The sequence below is a fragment of the Arthrobacter sp. AFG20 genome (assembly GCF_002892795.1).
Taxonomy (GTDB): Bacteria; Actinomycetota; Actinomycetes; order Actinomycetales; family Micrococcaceae; genus Arthrobacter.
In genome coordinates this window covers 271085-287590 of sequence record NZ_PJMC01000003.1, presented here as the reverse complement: position 1 = coordinate 287590, position 16506 = coordinate 271085, and the positions used below count along the sequence as shown (strand labels likewise).

The window sequence follows — 16506 nt, the reverse complement described above, 5'->3', positions numbered from 1 at the left end:
CGGTCCCCGGGTCATCGGTGGTACCGGGGACCGCGCCGGGGAGGGGACCCCTGGCCTGCTGTTCCTGCCTCTGCGCGAAAGACGCACCGGCGTTCATCGCTGAAGGCCAGCCGCCCTGAAACAGCCTGGGCGGTTCGGCGTCCCTCGCTGCCGGTTAGGCACTGATCTGCTGCTGGGCGCCCTGGCCGCTGGTGATTTCGATCTTTCGTGGCTGTGCCTTGGCAGCGACCGGGATACGCAGGGTCAGCACCCCGCCGTCGTATCCGGCGGTCACGTTCTCGGCATCCAACGCCTCGCCCAGGACCAGCTGCCGGCTGAAGACGCCCTGCGGCCGCTCAGCGGCCACCAGTTCGGCCCCTTCGGGGGCGGTGTTCTTCCGTTCAGCCTTCACGGTCAGGACGTTCCGCTCGATGTCGACGTCGATTGAGTTCACGTCCACGCCGGGCAGGTCGACCGCGATCACAAACTCGCTGTCCTCCCGCCAGGCATCCAGTGGCATGGCGGCCGGGTGTGCGGCCGTGCCGAAGACCTGCTGGGCAAGCCGGTCCAGCTGGCGGAAGGGATCGCTCATCATCAACATGACATGCCTCCTTGATCATCATTGACTGGGTCGGATCTATATCCGTTGATACAGATTTTCTACCACTTCCGTTAACCATTGGCAAGAGGTTGGGACGGTGAAACTCCGCCGCCGTAGCCGGGGTTGCCGGGGGAGCAGCACGGTCAGTCCAACAGGATTCGGTTGGCGCCTTGATGGGCCCGCGGGGTGGGGCCGCCAGTGGAGGGGCTATGAGGCAGGGCGTGCTGCAAGCGGAACTTTGACCTCTTGCCGGGCCGTTCCTCGACGGAATTCGACGGTGACTGTTTGGCCGGGGCTTTTGCTTCTCAGCGCGGCGAGCAGGTCCTCGGGGGATGCGAGCTCGTCGCCGTCGAGTCTGGTGAGGACGTCACCGGGCCGGATACCGGCCTTGTCTGCGGGGCCGCCTTCCTGGACCGTGAGTGCCAGCGCCCCGCGGGTGTCCGGCAGCCCCAGTTCTTCGGCGATCTGCTGGGTGATCTCGCCCAGTCCCAGGCCGATGAAGGAGTGCTCGGCGGTTCCGTCCGCACGGAGTTGGTCGGCTACCTTTACCGCGGTGGCGGCCGGGATGGCGAAGCCGAGTGCCACGGCCCCGGACTGCGGGGGTATGTAGGCCTCGCTGATCCCGACCACTTCGCCCCTGCTGTTCACGACTGCGCCGCCGGAGTTGCCGGGGCTGATCGCGGCATCGGTTTGGATGAGGTCTACCAGGGACTGGCTGCTGGACGCAGACCCCGGGATCTGCCGGTGCAGGCCCGAGATGATGCCGGCCGTCGCCGTGTTCTCAAACCCGAGCGGTGAACCGATCACGACGGCGAGCTCGCCGATGCGGGGCAGGGCAGGCTGGAATTTGGCGGCAGGGAGGCCTGTCCGCTTTGCCTCCACCAAGGCAAGGTCCGAGATGGGGTCCATTGCCCGTACCGTTCCGGCTACCCGGCGGCCATCGGCGAAGCCCACCTCCACAGCGCGGTTTCCGCGCACCACGTGCTCGTTGGTGAGGATCAGCCCGTCCTTCGAATACACCACGCCGCTTCCCAGCCCGCCGTCGGTGAAGACGGTCACGACAGATGGCTGGACGTTGCTGACAATCGTGGGAATATCAACCGGCCCTTGACCGGTCCCCGGGCCGCCCTGTGCCGGTGATGATGGCGCCTGGGACGGCTGGCCCGGCGAGACCCCGCCCCCTGGTGCACCACCTGAAGCACTCCCTAATGGGCTGCCTGTGGCGCTGCCGGACGGCTGCGGTGATGACGCAGCCGGGGCCTGGCCGGGAGCCGTGCATCCGGACAGGATCGCTGCGAGTACCGCTGCCGCGCACGCCATCCCGCCCACGCGGGAGACGCGGCGTGACGGTTTCCGGGGGTGCATTGGATATTCCTCTCTCTTACGGGGCCTGTGCCGCCCGGCGCACCTCCTCAGCATTAGGTGCGGAGCGTTTTAAGCGCTGTTGCCCAGGCAATGAGCTGCTGCAGGAGTGGTTCCAGGGCTTCTTCCGCGGCGGTGCTGGGCGTGAACGTGGTGAAGTTTTCGAAGTCCGTGGCAAAGGGCAACGCCACCTGGGCTCGGACGTCGGCCATTTGGAGTTCACCGGCGATCAGGCGCAGGTTTTCTGCCGCACGGACTCCACCGGCGCTGCCGTAGGAGACAAAGCCGGCGGCCTTGTTGTTCCATTCCTCGTAAAGATAATCCAAGGCGTTCTTCAGGACCCCGGGCACGGAGTGGTTGTATTCGGCCGTGACGAAGATGAACCCGTCGAACCGGGCGATCGTGGCCGCCCAGAACTTGGTGTGTTCGTGCTGGTACTTGCCCAGGGACGGCGGCATCGGTTCGTCCAACAGAGGCAGGTCGTAATCAGCCAGGTCCAGCATCTCGAAGTCAGCACCGCCCCGGGCGGTTGCCCTGGCCAGCACCCAGTCAGCCACCTGCTTGCTCCGCCGGCCCGGCCGGGTGCTGCCCACCACCACAGCAATCTTCACCACGCAAACCACTCCCTTCAATAACCTTCTCCAACGCCTTACGCCAGCACGTGCTACGTTCGGAGCGAGAACACCGTTCGGCGAACGCGGCGCTTCGCCGCGAACCCCGCCGGCCAAGCGGGCCGGTACTCCGGTACAGGACTGATGCGGCTACTGCTCCAACACGCTGTCAACCAGATCCTTCAAAATCTCCCAAAAGTCCCTGGCACGGAAAGACGTAACAGGTCCTCTTCCTTGGGATTGCCGGACAGCGTTGGCTACGGCGATGGCCTCGGCGAACAGTTCAGCCGTGACGGCAGGGACGCGTTCGGGTTCCAGGGCGAGAATGTGTTCCACCATAGCCCGGGAGTGCCTCTCCGCCTCCCCGCCCTGGTCCCGGCCCGCAGCCCCGGAATCAAGACGCGCCCTGGCCGCTGCCAGGCCCCGGTCAACATGGGGAGCGAACCCGTCGTCCATGTACTGGATCGTCATTGTCTTTGCCTCCATTCGGGATGCACCAGGACGGCCATGTCCTGGCGAAACGGGCAATACGGTTGTGGTGCGAAGTATGCTGCTTTCCCGGCGTGACCCAGGACCACGTCAATCTATATCCGCTGACATAGATTTAATAGCACCGGCACCACGCGCTGGCAAGACAGTTTCCCGCCCGTAGGCGCTCACGGTAGACGCGTCGAGCAATGGAAGGGCGGTCACCGGGAGTAGCGCCAGCCTGGGCTCGGCCGCACGGGTTCCTCCGGCGCTGGGAGCCCTTCGGTCCTCCCAGCGTTCGGTCTCGCTTCGCTTCAGTGGGAATGCGCAATCCGCAATGTCGGTTTTAAGGATTAGACGGTTAAGAAAGGAGGAGTACCAACCAGCGTGGGCACGTATGAACGAGCGGGTGCGAGGTTCTGTGACTACTACTCTTTTATGTCGTACGCAGACTTCACCGCATGGGTTGCGGCCGATGATGAGTCCCTCCCCGAGATCTCGTTTTCCGAGATCTCGCTCCGCGGCTGACACTTTCGGCCTCACGGGACGGCCCTTCCCGCGGCGGCTGCCGCCGCCCGCGGGGTTGCTTGGCCAGGCAGGTCGTGCGGCCCTGTCTCTGGGCCTTGGCCTCGGGAGCCGTCTTGGGGTGTGCTTGTGCTCGAGGTGGCGGCGGCTTTTCAAGGACCTACTGCCGTGGTTAGGATATTTGCCTCCAGACGGTATGCAGAACCCGTCCTCATTGTTCCAGCGCAACAACGCCCGCGGGCGGCTTCCTGCAGCAGGACATCACCTTGTGGATCCGGGCTTGGTCTTGGATCGAGGTGTGACCTTGTGACTGCCGATGCTCAACCGGGGCCGGGTTTCGTTGATCGTCACTCCCAAGGGGGAGAGATGGAGCAGACTGCCATGTCCGGTCAATTCGAAGTCTTCTCGTCTCCCGACGGCGGCTACCGGTTCAGACTGGTGGATTCTTCCGGGACCACGTGGGCGACCTCCTCGGAGACGTTTGCCACGAAACGGGCAGTAGCAGCGGCCATAGCCCTTGTCCGGGAGATCGCCGGCACTGGCTTAGTCCGGGATCAGAGCACCGGCCACAGCGGTGAGCAGATGCAACCCAGGTTCCGTGCCACTCAAGCCGCAGCAATCCGCAACGGCAGCAGCAACTTTCTTTCAGGGGCGGGGCTCTCCCGCCTCTCCGGCCACAGTAGTGTCCGTGCCCACATGTGACAGGTCATCGCTGCGTTGGTTCAGTAACCCAGGCAGGAACAGTTCGGTGCGTTTCGCGTAGTTCGATCTGGCGTTTCATCACTTCGGCCGGATATGGATTGATGTCATTGGCAAGCGGGTTCCACGCGGATGTTCGCAGGGCACGCCGGAAACACCATCGGCCCTGGGCCCTTGCCAGGGCTCTCCGGCGGCGTCTCCATTTGTCACACAACCCTTGGGATGCAAGGCGTCTCACTGAGCAATTTGGTAGCTGGCCTGCGCAATCCATTTTTTGCGAGCCTGCCCGGCTGCCGTCCAGCTGGGGCGTTCTCGTTACTATGTCTCGCAACCTTCAGTGAAATCGGTGTATCCATCGTTAGTTACGAGCTGTGGAGCCGCTTCGCGGCGTTGGGGGTTTGAGAAAACGGCCTTGTGGCTGGCTTGGGTAGCGGCGGATGATGGCAGTGCCGCGGTCGACGCCGAGGTGTCTTAGCGCTTAGAGCCTGTTTATGAGCGTGGTGTGGAGGGCTTCCACGGGAACCGTGGATTGGTGCCGCAAGCCCAGCAGTGTTGGTCTGATGAGCCCGTTTAGTAGATTCCTGAATGTTTTTCCCCGCCCTTCCCGCGGCATCTGGCACCGCCTGCCGGTGGTGTTGTTGGACCCGGATGCAAGGAGCAGATGATGGATATCGTGCACGAGCGCGCTGCAGGAATGGATATCTCCAAACGCGATGCGAAGGTTTGCATCCGGATACCAGGAGCGCGGGCAGGAACGTCCAGTAGGACAGTGACCACATATGGCGCGACGATGAACGAGATTGTGCGGCTGCGCCGTGATCTGGAAGCAGCTGCTGTGACGGTGGTGGTGATGGAGGCTACTGGTGATTACTGGAAACCGTTTTACTTCCTGCTGGCGGAGTCGCTGAATGTGCAACTGGTTAATGCGAAGGCTGCGCGGAATATCCCAGGGAGGAAGTCGGATGTTTCAGACGCGACGTGGCTGGCGGAGCTCGCCGCCCACAATCTGTTGCGGGCGGCCAGTTTCGTGCCGCCCGAGCCGATTCGCCAGTTGCGGGATTTGACCCGCACGCGGTCGAACCTGACCCATGAGCGCACCCGAGAATACTCACGACTGGAAAAAGGGCTGGAGGACTCTGGCATCAAATTGTCCTCGGTGGTAAGCACGCTGGGCACGCAATCCGCCCGCAGCATCCTCGATGCTCTCGTATCCGGAGAGCGTGACCCGCGGGCCTTGGCTTCGCTGGCGCACGCCTCGATGGGCCGCAAATCCGCGGTGCTGGTCGAAGCCCTCACCGGCCGCTTCACCGACCACCACGCCTTCATGGTGCAGCTGCATCTGAACCGCATCGATCAGATCGAGGCGACCCTCGCGGCCCTCGACACCCGCATCGACAAGGTGATGGAACCTTTTTCTTTAGCCCGGGAGCTGCTGATGACCGTCCCCGGGATATCGAAGAATGTCGCTAACGTCATCATCGCCGAAGCCGGCGTGGACATGAACGTCTTTGACACCGCGGGTCACCTGGCATCGTGGGCGGGAGTGTGTCCGAGCCAGAACGAGTCCGCTGGACGAATCAAGTCCACCCAAACCCGACCCGGCAACCACTACCTCAAAGCCGCCCTGGAAATCGCGGCGCTGGCCGTGTCCCGATCAAAAATGACCTCACCACCCACGCGTCAGTGTAGTGAGTCTGCGTCGATTCGATGGAAGCGGCCAAAACGGGCACCAGCCGGGAGTTGTCGCAGCTACTCCTATTCCCGTGTGACCCTCAACGCTTCCCACGTCCGAGTCTTTTAGCCAGTCGATTCACAACATCCATCATTGAGTTCGCGGCATGAGCATTGCGCGGTGGCTCCGCCGAACACAGTCTGCACGGCCATAAGGCGGTCGGCAACATCCAGTTTTCGGTAGACGTGCTCGAGGTGTTTCTGCACAGTTCTTGGCGAAATCGCCAAGCGGTGCCCGATTGAACTCGCGGTCATGCCCCTTCCCAAGAGATTGAGCACTGCCATCTCACGAACCGTAAGTTCGGCGGACGTGGCGGCATTGGACGTGCGATTGTCATGCAGTGCAGTCGTGTATTGGGCAAAGAATGCGTCCAGGAGTGGCTGCAGCAGCCGTGCAAATGCGATGCCGTCATCCCCAAAGTCCTGATCTGGTCTCGAGATGACAAACGCATGATGGCCAGTGCCGCCCATATTAAGTGGGATCGAGATTTGTGAGCGGATGCCCATGGGGTCGGCGAACTCATTCCAAACAGCCGAAGCCCCGGCATCAATGACTTCAGGAGGAATGCGTCCTATAGTCTGTGGTGCGGTTTCTCCTGTCAGGGCGTACCACCGCAGTAGGGGTTGCCAGCTTGCGTCGGGTGGGCGGTCACCCGGTGGCTCGCTCGGCAGGTAATCTTTGGGCCAGCATCCCTTCATGTGGTCTACCCAGCGGAGGTCGACGCAGCTCCAACTGCAGCATCCTGCATCGAATGACTGAATCAGGAGATCTGCAATATCGGACCACGGAAGCTTCATTTTGTCGCAGCGTTGGTCGAGGATGCTCCCGGCAAGTTCCAACCACGTTCTGTAGAGCTGTTCTGTCCGGCTCATCTGGCAAGTGTAGAAACGGTGGCTGAAGCTGTCCACGGAAGAATTTTGACCCGGTCCCCGTACGTAAAAGTACGTATGCCCCTTGCGTTGTAGCTTCCCTACTCTAAAAGAACCCCATCCGATCAAGCTGGGGTGAAAAAGAGGACGCTGGCAACGGAGCCGATAAATATCGGCGGGAAGTAGCCGGAAGTCCTGGCCGGGGAATGCCGCCAACATCAGTGCCGAGCTAATCCCGTGGTGCAAGGAGTCCCGACCATGTGGAGCATCTGGAGTGCAGGGCTGACGACCGGACTGGCTATGATCGTCGCTGTCGGAGCACAAAACGCGTTCGTGCTGCGTCAAGGTATCCGCCGCGAGCATATGGGCGTGGTGGTGACACTCTGCGTTGCCAGCGACGCAATCCTCATCCTGGGTGGCACCTTCGGGATAGGGGCATTGGTGTCCGGGTTCCCGGCAGCATTGACCGTGCTGAAGTGGGGCGGGACCGCTTATTTGATGTGGTGGGCAGCGCGGTCTTTCGCGGCTGCGCTGAAACCTTCATTCTTGAGCGCCGAGGCCCCGCGGTCCCGGGGATCAGTGGTGTGCACGACCCTGGCCGTGACCTACCTGAATCCCCATGTCTACCTCGACACCCTGGTACTGCTGGGCGGCCTCGCCAACCAGCACGGATCCGATGGCCGGTGGATCTTCGCGGCAGGGGCCGTGATGGGCAGCGCCATCTGGTTCCCCGCCCTGGCGTACGGGGCGCGTGCACTCTCGGGCCCGCTCAGCAGCACGCGCACGTGGCCCGCAGTAGACCTAACCACAGGCATGCTGATGCTCGTCCTCGGCATCAACCTGATGCTCCGCTGATCCCAACACCGGTAGCTGCGGACACTCGTTCCCCTCCAGATCCGGCGCCGGGGCCTCACGATCGGGGGGCGTCCGAAAGTCCCGGGACACGCCTCTTCGCCGATAGCCGGCGCTTCGTCAACCTAGGGGGAGTAGTGGGCCACGCAGCGGCCCAGTCCCTGCCTGGCTGACGGCCTGAAGCCCCATGAGCCCTGGGATTCTTTGACGTCGGAACGGACTTCGTCGTAATCGGCTGCCACTTAGGTGATTCTCATTTCTGATGTTTTCGTTGATGTGCTTTTCTGACGAGGCTGCAACGCCTACCAGTGCGCAGTTGTTCCCGTATCCGGACCGTGAGGCGGTGCCGCGCCCAGGACACGGGCAGCGCCGATGGAACCTCTGGATCGTATCTGAAGCAGGACACCGTGCCGGCCGCAGATAAGTCATCCGGTCACGTTTAAGCCCCGCATCGGATCATGACTCGCCGAATAGGTTCGAATCGGATTATGCGTGTCAGCGGCGAGCATGGCGTCGACCTGGGCCGCCTGGTGCGCCCGAAAGGCCTTGTCGGCGTTAGCGTTCGTGCTGGCGAGGGACGGTATGTCGAGGCCGCCAGGTTGCCCCTGAGGCTCCGATGATGTGGTTCCGACGGATGCCCATTCGGACCTGCTGATCTAAACTTCCGTGTCGATCAGTTTGCTTTCGCCGGGCTCCGCGTACATCCACAGTTGCCCGCGGGCGACGACGTTCGACGACTCCCTGCCACTGTTGGCCGTGCATCTATCTTTACCGTTGGTTGAAGTGCCCGGCCAGGCGGACCATTGCTCCATGAGCCCAGATAAATTCGGACCCGTCGGCGCCGACATTGGTCCCACGGTCCGTTTCGGTGACGCCATGACTGCCCGGACAATACTCGAAGCAGGAGCAACGGAAGGAGGATTCTCCGTCGTCGAACACCTGCTGGCGCCGAAGGAACTGGCAGCACCGCTGCATATGCACAGCCGCGAAGACGAGTTCACGGTCGTTACCAAGGGACGTGTTGGTTTCCTTCTGGGCGAGAATGTCTTTCATGCTGGCCCAGGTGAACTGGTCCGAAAACCCAGGGACCAGTGGCATACCTTCTGGAATGCCGACGAGGAACCGGCGCAGGTTCTGGAGCTCATCTCACCTGCGGGTTTCGAGCAATACTTCCAAGAGATCGCACCCTTCTTTCCGGACAACGCCCCACCTGACCTGGAAGGCATGGCGAGAGCCAACGTAAAGTACGGGCTGCAAATGGACTTCGAATCCCTGCCTCGGCTTATTGATCGATTCGGCCTGGCCCGTCCCATGGAAATGGACGGCGAGGCTCCGCTGCAGAGTTGAGGTTTACCGAAGCCCACATAGCCCTCAAGGAACGTCAACCGGCTCACGGATCAGAGCTCGACGCCGGAGCTGGGGCACCGCGCGAAGGCCCGAGGCACGCTCCGGCTGCTGATATCCGGGATGAGTTCATCTGGTTTCCTTTTTGATTGGTGACGAGAGGGAGCGAGGTTCCCCCGCCGGGGCCCGGGAAGGTCGGGAAAGGGTGCCGAACGCCGAGATGGACTCCCGGACGCGCAAAGACGACGCCGTAGCGGTCGCCAAAACGATTTGTCACCCCGCGCTTTCTTACTGTAAGGCGACTGTCATGGTGTGGTCAAGGGGTTTGGAAAACTCTCAAGTGACGCTTGACACATTTCCGCCGACGCATCTATTGTGTTGCCAAGTCGATTTGGCAAAACGATTTTTCACCGGCTTGAAAGATTTCTAATCCCCACAAACCCGTAGATTCCGTTCAAAAGAAAGGGAGTCGACAGCGATGTCCTCTCGAACCACGATTTCCCGGATCACTGCCATTGGCGGGCTGTCCACCGCGGTGCTTCTGGCAGCAACAGCCTGCGGGGCGGGGGGCCCCGCGGCAACATCGGGTAGCGCCGGCACCAGCACAGTCAACGTCCTCGTCGAGGCCGGTGGCCATGCCGAACTGACGGGGGTCGCCGAACAGTGCAAGAAAGAAACAGGCATTAGCGCCAACTTCGTCGAGCTGCCTTACGACGGCATGTTCAACCGGCTCTCCAGCGAGTTCTCCTCCGGCAACGTCTCCTTCGACGTGGCCGCCCTTGACTCCGTCTGGCTGCCCAGCTTCAAGGACGCGGTTCAGCCCATTGACGAGCTCTTCACCGACGAGGCGAAGAAGGACATCTTCCCTGCGCTCGTCAAGGAAGCGAACGTGGACGGGCACTTTATCGGCCTGCCCGCCTGGACCAACGCCGAGATCATCCTGTATCGCAAGGACCTGTTTGAGGACGCCAAGAACAAGGCGGACTTCAAGACCAAGTATGGCTACGACCTCGCTGCCCCCACCACGTGGAAGCAGTACCAGGACATCTCCGAGTTCTTCACCAAGGACGGCATGTACGGAACGGACGTCAAGGGCGGGGTGGAAACAGAATGGCTGGCCCACGTCCTGCAGGCCGGCTCACCGATGGTCCTGGACGGGGACAAGGTTGTCATCGACAATGCCGCCCACAAGGAGGCCCTGGACTTCTACGTCGGCCTTGCCAAGTCCGCTCCGTCCGGTGCCGCGCAGGTGGACTGGGCCGCAGCCCAAAACCTCTTCAACCAGGGCAAGACCGCGATGACCCGTTTCTGGGCCCACGCTTACCGGCAGATCCCCAAGGATTCACCAGTCGCCGGCAAGGTTGGAGCAGCTCCCATGATCGCTGGATCCGCCGGCGTCGGTGCCGTTCCTGGGCCCTGGTACCTCACCGTGCCCAAGGCCACCAAGAACACGGATGCCGCCAAGAAGTTCGTCAAGTGCGCCTATGACTACAACGACAAGGGCATCGAATCCAGCCTGGGCCTGGCTTCCCGCATCTCCGCCTTCGAGAAGTACCAGGACAAGCCCGGCTATGAGAGCTTCAAGCCGCTGATCGAAACCCTCAACGGCACGGCCACCGCCACCCGCCCGGGTACCGAGAAGTGGCAGCAGATCGTGGACACGGTACTGGTTCCCATGCTGCAGAAGGCCGTAGCCGGCGGTGACTCCGCCACCCTCCTCGCTGACGCCAAGAAGCAGATCGAGGACCTCCTCAAGTAAGACCCCCGTGGCCGGCACCTGAGTGACCGGTGCCGGCCACGGTCCCCAACCAGCGGAAGAGAAAACCGTGCGTATCTCCGATCGCCGCTTCGCATTGTTCCTGATGACACCAGCGGCCCTGTTCCTGGCAGTGTTTGTCGCCTTTCCGCTGTTCCGCCTCGTGGCGGACAGCTTCTTCAAGATTTCACCGATTGCGGGCGGTCCCCGCGACTTCGTGGGTCTCGATAACTACTTCCGGGCCTTCGCCTCCGAAGCCTTCACGGGTGCCGGCTGGCGGACCCTGGCCTACACCCTGGTGGTGGTCACCCTCGAATTCGCCCTCGGCCTGGGCATGGCGTTGCTGTTCACCACCCTTGGGCGCAGCTCCCAAATCTGGCGGACCGTGTTCATGTACCCACTGATGATCGCCCCGATCGTGGCAGGCCTCCTCTGGAAGTTCCTGATGATCGACAACTTCGGACTCATCGGAACCCTCCTGCACCAGGCCGGCATCCTGTCCAACCCCAACCAGATCGGCTGGCTCTCAGATCCGAACATCGTTCTCTACTCGGTCGCCATTCCGGACATCTGGCTAACTACTTCATTCATGTGCCTGGTGCTCTTCGCCGGGCTGCAGAACATCCCCGGGGACCTGATCGAGGCAGCACGCCTGGACGGCGCACGCGCCCCAGCGATGCTGTTCCGCATCATTCTGCCCCTCCTGCGGCCGGTCATCGCCGTCGCGCTGGTGGTCCGCGGAATCGACGCGGCCCGGGCCTTCGACACAATCCTCATCCAAACCAACGGCGGCCCACAATCCGCATCGGAAACCATGAGCCTGCTGATCTACCGGACGATGATTCGCTTTGGTGACCCCGGACTGGCAAGCGCCATGGGCACCCTCTATCTGCTGGCCATGCTCGCCGTCGCGTTCGTCGCGGTGTCAACCATCTGGCGGCCAGGAAAGGACAACTGATGCGCGTCGCCGAACGAACCAAGCCCGACCACGGGAACGCAGTTGCCACGGCTGCCCAGCCTGTCCTGCAAACCACCGCACGGGGGAGCAGCCGCCGGCGCCGGGGCGTTAACCGGGAAGGGCTGGAAGCAGGCCGCCGGAGCACCCGAACCCTGCTGTGGATTCTCCTCGCGGCAGCGATGGTGCTCTACGGTTTCCCGTTCCTGTACCTGCTGTTCACATCCTTCAAGACCCCGATTGACACTATCGCGGTACCGCCGACCATCCTGCCCCGGGAATGGACGCTGGAGAACTATGCCAACGCGCTGGGCCGCAACGGAGTCCTCGCCTCCTTCATCAACAGCATCCAGACGGCCATCATCAGCACCGTGCTTTCGCTCGTGCTGGCGGTACCGGCGGCCTACGGCATCACCCGGTATCAAACCCTCAGCGGCAGGATCTTCATCATGGCCGCCCTGGTTACCCGCATGGTGCCGCCAGTGGCGATCGGTATTCCGCTGGCTTCGATGATGGCAGCGGTTGGCCTTTCGGACACTCCCATCGCTCTGTCCATCGCCCACACCACCATCTCGTTGCCGCTCTCGATCTGGCTGATGTCCAGCTTCTTCGAAGCGGTGCCGAAAGACCTGGAGGAAGCTGCCACTGTGGATGGGTGCAGCAGGCTCGGGGCCCTGTGGCGGGTGGTGATCCCGGTGGTCTCCGGCGGCATCGCCGTCACCGCGATCTTCGCCTTCCTGGCCTCCTGGAACGAGTTCCTCTTCGCACTCCTGATGACGGCGATCCGCTCCCAGACAACGCCCGTGGTGATCGCGAACTTCCAGACCCAATTCGGCCTGGACTGGGGATCCATGACGGCGCTGGCCGCCGTCTACTCCATCCCGGTCATCCTTCTGACCCTTCTCTTGCAGCGCAAGATCGTCGCCGGCATGACGCTCGGCGCCGTCAAGGGCTAGCACCGCCAAGGGCTGGAACAGCCAACCAGTAGCCTACTGATAGCCCCCGAGGGGCATCACCAACCATTAGGACGTGGGAGACAGATGAGCAACAAGAACATCGGCATCAAGGACGTGGCTGTCGCCGCGGGGGTGTCCGTGACGACTGTTTCCCACGTACTCAACGAGGTTTCCTACGCCCGGGTCAGGCCCGAAACCAGGGACAAGGTCAGGGCCGTTGCCGAGCAACTGGGGTACGGGCCCAACCGTCTTGCCCAGGCCCTTCGCACCCAAAGGACGGGCATGCTGGGTCTGGTCAGCGAGGAGATCGCCACCACGCCCCACGCCGGCCGGATCATCCTCGGCGCTGACGAGGCCGCCAAAGCCCGGGGGTACAACCTCATGATCATTAACACCTCCGGCTCAGCCAGCCTAGAGTCCCGTCAGGCCGATGTTCAGGCACTCCTGGACCGGCGGGTGGACGGGATTCTCTACGCCACCATGTACCACCGCGATGTGGAGCTGCCGGCCAATCTCGGCAGCGTGCCCTCCGTCCTGGTCGACTCGGTGGCGACAGGCGGAAATATCACAGCCGTGATCCCGGACGAAGAAGGTGGTGCACGCGCCGCCGTGGGCGCGCTCCTCGAAGCAGGCCACACCCGGGTGGGGTTCATCAACAACACCCATGATGTCCCCGCCACCCGACAGCGCCTCCAGGCCTTCCGGGCCACGCTGACCGAAGCGGGGCTCCACGGCGACGCGGCACCTGTCGAGTCCGAGGTCTCGGAGGTGCAGGGCGGCTATGAGGCGGCCCGGCGGATCCTGGCGCGCGAGGATCGTCCCACCGGCCTGTTCTGCTACAACGACCGGATGGCGATGGGAGCCTACCGCGCCGCTGCGGAGTTGGGACTGGCCATCCCCGCTGACCTTTCCGTGGTGGGCTTCGATGACCAGGAACTGATCGCTGCCAACCTTCACCCGGGCCTCACCACCGTGGCCCTGCCTCACTACGAGATGGGTGCCTGGGCTACCGAGCACCTGATTGACGCCGTTGAGGGGAAGACCGACCTTTCCCTGATGTCCCTTCACCCGACCATTCTGGGTTGCCCCCTCGTGCGCCGCGATTCCATCGCGGCTCCGCGGCAATAGCACGCAGACCCATTCAACCTCTAAGAGGAAACGCCAGCTATGTCCAGTTGCCTTGATGCCGCACGCCCGGAAACAGCCCCGGCAGAAACTTTCAGGTTCCGGCCTGCCATCCACTTCACGGCAAAGAACACCTGGCTGAATGATCCCAATGGCCTGGTTTTCCACAACGGCCTGTACCACCTCTTTTTCCAGAACAACCCGTACGGCAACGTCTGGGGCAACATGTCCTGGGGCCACGCCACCTCCCGCGATTTGCTGCACTGGACGGAACACCCTATTGCCATTGCCTGCGACGCGGCAGAGGACATTTTTTCCGGGAGCGTGGTGGTTGACGAAGGCAACACGTCCGGTTTCGGTACGGTGGATGCACCCGCCCTGGTGGCCATTTACACCAGTGCCTACAAGGCCGCCTCCGAGCACAGCGGCACGCAGGCCCAGTCTCTGGCCTACAGCACAGACGCAGGCCTGACGTGGCGAAAATACGAAGGAAACCCTGTCCTCACGAGAAACTCCGCGCACTTCCGCGATCCCAAAGTCTTCCGCTACCAGGGAGACCGGGGTGCCTGCTGGGTCATGGTCGCCGTCGAAGCACAGCACCAAAAGGTGGTCCTGTATCGTTCAGAAGACCTTAAATCCTGGGACTTTCTGAGCGAGTTCGGCCCGGCCAATGCAGATGCCGGCGAGTGGGAGTGCCCCGATCTTTTTCCGCTGCCGGTGGATGGGGACCCGCACAACATTAAGTGGGTGCTGATCGTCAACGTCAATCCCGGCGCCGTGGCGGGCGGGTCCGGCGGCCAGTACTTCGTCGGGCATTTCGACGGAGTCCGGTTCGTTGCGGATGCCTGCTCGGTCGCGGTGCCGGGCGGGGTCAGCGCCCTGGGTGATTCCGCGGCGGCCGCTGCGGCGCTGCGGCAGTGCCTGTGGCTGGACTGGGGACGCGACTGCTACGCCTCGGTGTCTTTCAGCAACGTCCCTGATGGCCGGCGCATCATCATGGGCTGGATGAACAACTGGGATTACGCCAACCACCTGCCCACCGCCCCCTGGCGGTCGTCGATGACCCTCGCCCGCGAAGTGCGCCTCACCGCGGTCAACGGCTCCGCCCGGCTGATCCAGGAACCGGTCCTCGCTGACCCCTGCGCAGGGGAAGAGCTGCCTGCTGCGAAGGACCAAATGACCACAGACACCTTCGAACTGCGAAATTCAGCCCTCCGATTGCCGGATGCGGTGCCCGGTAGCGCCCAAATCATCGAGGCGGAGATCCTGCCCGGAAGCGCCGAACGTTTTGATTTCCGACTCTTCGGAAGCAGTGACGGGAGCAAGGGAACCATTCTGAGCTACAACACAACCAGCGCCCAACTCGTCCTTGACCGCAGACAATCAGGAAACACGGGCTTTCACGGAAAGTTTCCCTCCGTGGAGTCCGCCCCTCTGGTCCTTGAGGACGGCGTGCTCACGCTGAGGATCGTCGTCGACCATTGCTCGGTGGAGATCTTTGCGCAGGGCGGCAAGGTGGTCCTGACTGATCTCATCTTCCCCGAAACCGAAAACCGGGAGAACTGGCTGTCGGCGGAGGGAGGCCCAGCAACAATACTGAAGCTCTCGGTCTCAACACTCAATTAATCTCCGTCGTTTCCAAACGTATGTGACTCCATGAAAGGTCCGAAAATGCCAGCAGTTCATCATCCCGACGATGAAGCCAAATCGAGCTTCGATGTGGTTGTTGTCGGTGAAGCCCTCGTGGACATAGTTGTCTCTCCCCGGGGCACTGTGGAGCATCCCGGGGGATCACCCGCAAACGTTGCCTACGGACTCGGACGCCTGGGTGTGGCCACCGGGTTATTGACCTCTATCGGTGACGACCACTATGCCTCGGAAATCGAGAAGCACCTGCAGACCGCCGGTGTTCATCTTCTGCCCGGTTCCCAGGTCCCTGGCACGACAGCCACGGCAACTGCTGTCCTGGCTTCCAACGGTTCAGCACAGTATGACTTCGACATCCGCTGGGACCTCCCGCGGATCGCTCCGGCGACCCTTCCCAAAGTCCTGCACACCGGCTCGATAGCTACCTTCTTGGCGCCGGGAGCGACAGTAGTAAGAGAGCTTCTCGAGCAATCACATAAGCGCTGTGTCGTCACCTACGATCCCAACATCCGCCCAGCACTCCTCGGCAGCCAATCCGAGGCAAAGATCATCTTCGAGGAACTCGTCCCGATCACGGAGGTAGTTAAACTCAGCGACGAGGACGCACTGTGGCTCTATCCGCGGCTATCACTGGAAGACATCTCAAAACGTGTTCTCGCACTTGGGGCCGGACTCGCTGTCGTCACCATGGGCGCGGAGGGATCCCTGCTCACCACCCGAGGGGCGCAGGTAGTCGTTCCCTCGGTCAAGTCAGCCGTAGTGGACACCATTGGGGCTGGCGACTCGTATATGTCTGCCCTGATCTACGGACTACTCATGCGCGGAGCAGATGGGCTGGCACCGTCCGTGCTGGAATCGCTGGGCCGCATGGCGTCCAAAGCAGCGGCCATCACAGTACGCCGCCCAGGTGCCCAGCCGCCAACGTCGGAGGAGCTGCGGGCGGAGCCCCCGGAGCATCAAGCCGTAGCCTCCGTAACATCCCATGCATGCGCCCTGGTGCAGGGCTAAAAAACCACATTGCAAAG

Annotated in this window: 15 protein-coding genes; 10 read left to right on the top strand and 5 right to left on the bottom strand. The window is 62.4% G+C overall.

The window, feature by feature from the left end:
- Nucleotides 1–154 precede the first annotated feature (154 nt).
- The 4 genes from CXZ05_RS04970 to CXZ05_RS04955 all read right to left on the bottom strand — a co-directional run bounded on the left by CXZ05_RS04970 (nt 155) and on the right by CXZ05_RS04955 (nt 3024).
- Nucleotides 155–580 carry an Hsp20/alpha crystallin family protein gene (locus CXZ05_RS04970; RefSeq protein WP_102971495.1) on the bottom strand — a complete coding sequence of 142 codons (426 nt, stop codon included), beginning with the start codon at nt 578–580 and terminating at the stop codon, nt 155–157.
- Nucleotides 581–787: 207 nt separating this feature from the next.
- Nucleotides 788–1639, bottom strand: a complete 852-nt coding sequence (locus CXZ05_RS04965; protein ID WP_258006449.1) for a S1C family serine protease — start codon at nt 1637–1639, stop codon at nt 788–790.
- A gap of 359 nt (nt 1640–1998) precedes the next feature.
- Complete coding sequence (locus CXZ05_RS04960) at nt 1999–2556, bottom strand: NADPH-dependent FMN reductase (RefSeq protein WP_102971494.1); 558 nt, start codon at nt 2554–2556, stop codon at nt 1999–2001.
- Between the two features lie 147 nt (nt 2557–2703).
- The gene (locus tag CXZ05_RS04955) at nt 2704–3024 is read right to left on the bottom strand and encodes a hypothetical protein (protein ID WP_102971493.1); all 321 of its coding nucleotides are present in this window, start codon (nt 3022–3024) and stop codon (nt 2704–2706) included.
- A gap of 888 nt (nt 3025–3912) precedes the next feature.
- On the opposite strand from CXZ05_RS04955, the gene CXZ05_RS04950 reads away from it, so the two are divergent.
- Together CXZ05_RS04950 and CXZ05_RS04945 are read left to right on the top strand one after the other, a co-directional pair.
- Entirely contained in the window at nt 3913–4248 is a 336-nt protein-coding gene (locus CXZ05_RS04950) for a YegP family protein (protein ID WP_308410985.1), read from the top strand.
- A 661-nt stretch (nt 4249–4909) separates the two neighbouring features.
- Entirely contained in the window at nt 4910–6046 is a 1137-nt protein-coding gene (locus CXZ05_RS04945; protein WP_219726533.1) for an IS110 family transposase, read from the top strand.
- Here CXZ05_RS04945 and CXZ05_RS04940 read toward each other — a convergent pair.
- Nucleotides 6043–6885 carry a response regulator transcription factor gene (locus CXZ05_RS04940; protein ID WP_219726532.1) on the bottom strand — a complete coding sequence of 281 codons (843 nt, stop codon included), beginning with the start codon at nt 6883–6885 and terminating at the stop codon, nt 6043–6045. The two genes, CXZ05_RS04945 and CXZ05_RS04940, sit on opposite strands and share 4 nt — an antisense overlap.
- Nucleotides 6886–7104: 219 nt before the next feature.
- Here CXZ05_RS04940 and CXZ05_RS04935 point away from each other — a divergent pair, with 219 nt between their 5' ends.
- The 8 genes from CXZ05_RS04935 (at nt 7105) to CXZ05_RS04900 (ending at nt 16489) form a co-directional block, all read left to right on the top strand.
- Nucleotides 7105–7701, top strand: coding sequence for a LysE/ArgO family amino acid transporter (locus tag CXZ05_RS04935; RefSeq protein WP_180987270.1), 597 nt, complete (start codon nt 7105–7107; stop codon nt 7699–7701).
- A gap of 663 nt (nt 7702–8364) precedes the next feature.
- Nucleotides 8365–9045: a cupin domain-containing protein gene (locus CXZ05_RS04930; RefSeq protein WP_219726531.1), complete on the top strand. Its 681-nt coding sequence runs from the start codon at nt 8365–8367 to the stop codon at nt 9043–9045.
- Nucleotides 9046–9520: 475 nt separating this feature from the next.
- On the top strand, nt 9521–10801 hold the full coding sequence (locus CXZ05_RS04925) for an ABC transporter substrate-binding protein (protein WP_102971489.1): 1281 nt from the start codon (nt 9521–9523) through the stop codon (nt 10799–10801).
- A 67-nt stretch (nt 10802–10868) separates the two neighbouring features.
- Nucleotides 10869–11756, top strand: coding sequence for a carbohydrate ABC transporter permease (locus CXZ05_RS04920; protein ID WP_102971488.1), 888 nt, complete (start codon nt 10869–10871; stop codon nt 11754–11756).
- Entirely contained in the window at nt 11756–12709 is a 954-nt protein-coding gene (locus CXZ05_RS04915) for a carbohydrate ABC transporter permease (protein ID WP_102971487.1), read from the top strand. The genes CXZ05_RS04920 and CXZ05_RS04915 overlap by 1 nt, the downstream gene beginning before the upstream one ends.
- A gap of 84 nt (nt 12710–12793) precedes the next feature.
- Nucleotides 12794–13837, top strand: a complete 1044-nt coding sequence (locus CXZ05_RS04910; protein ID WP_102971486.1) for a LacI family DNA-binding transcriptional regulator — start codon at nt 12794–12796, stop codon at nt 13835–13837.
- Between the two features lie 39 nt (nt 13838–13876).
- On the top strand, nt 13877–15460 hold the full coding sequence (locus CXZ05_RS04905; RefSeq protein ID WP_102971485.1) for a glycoside hydrolase family 32 protein: 1584 nt from the start codon (nt 13877–13879) through the stop codon (nt 15458–15460).
- A gap of 45 nt (nt 15461–15505) precedes the next feature.
- Nucleotides 15506–16489: a carbohydrate kinase gene (locus tag CXZ05_RS04900; protein ID WP_102971484.1), complete on the top strand. Its 984-nt coding sequence runs from the start codon at nt 15506–15508 to the stop codon at nt 16487–16489.
- Nucleotides 16490–16506 lie beyond the last annotated feature (17 nt).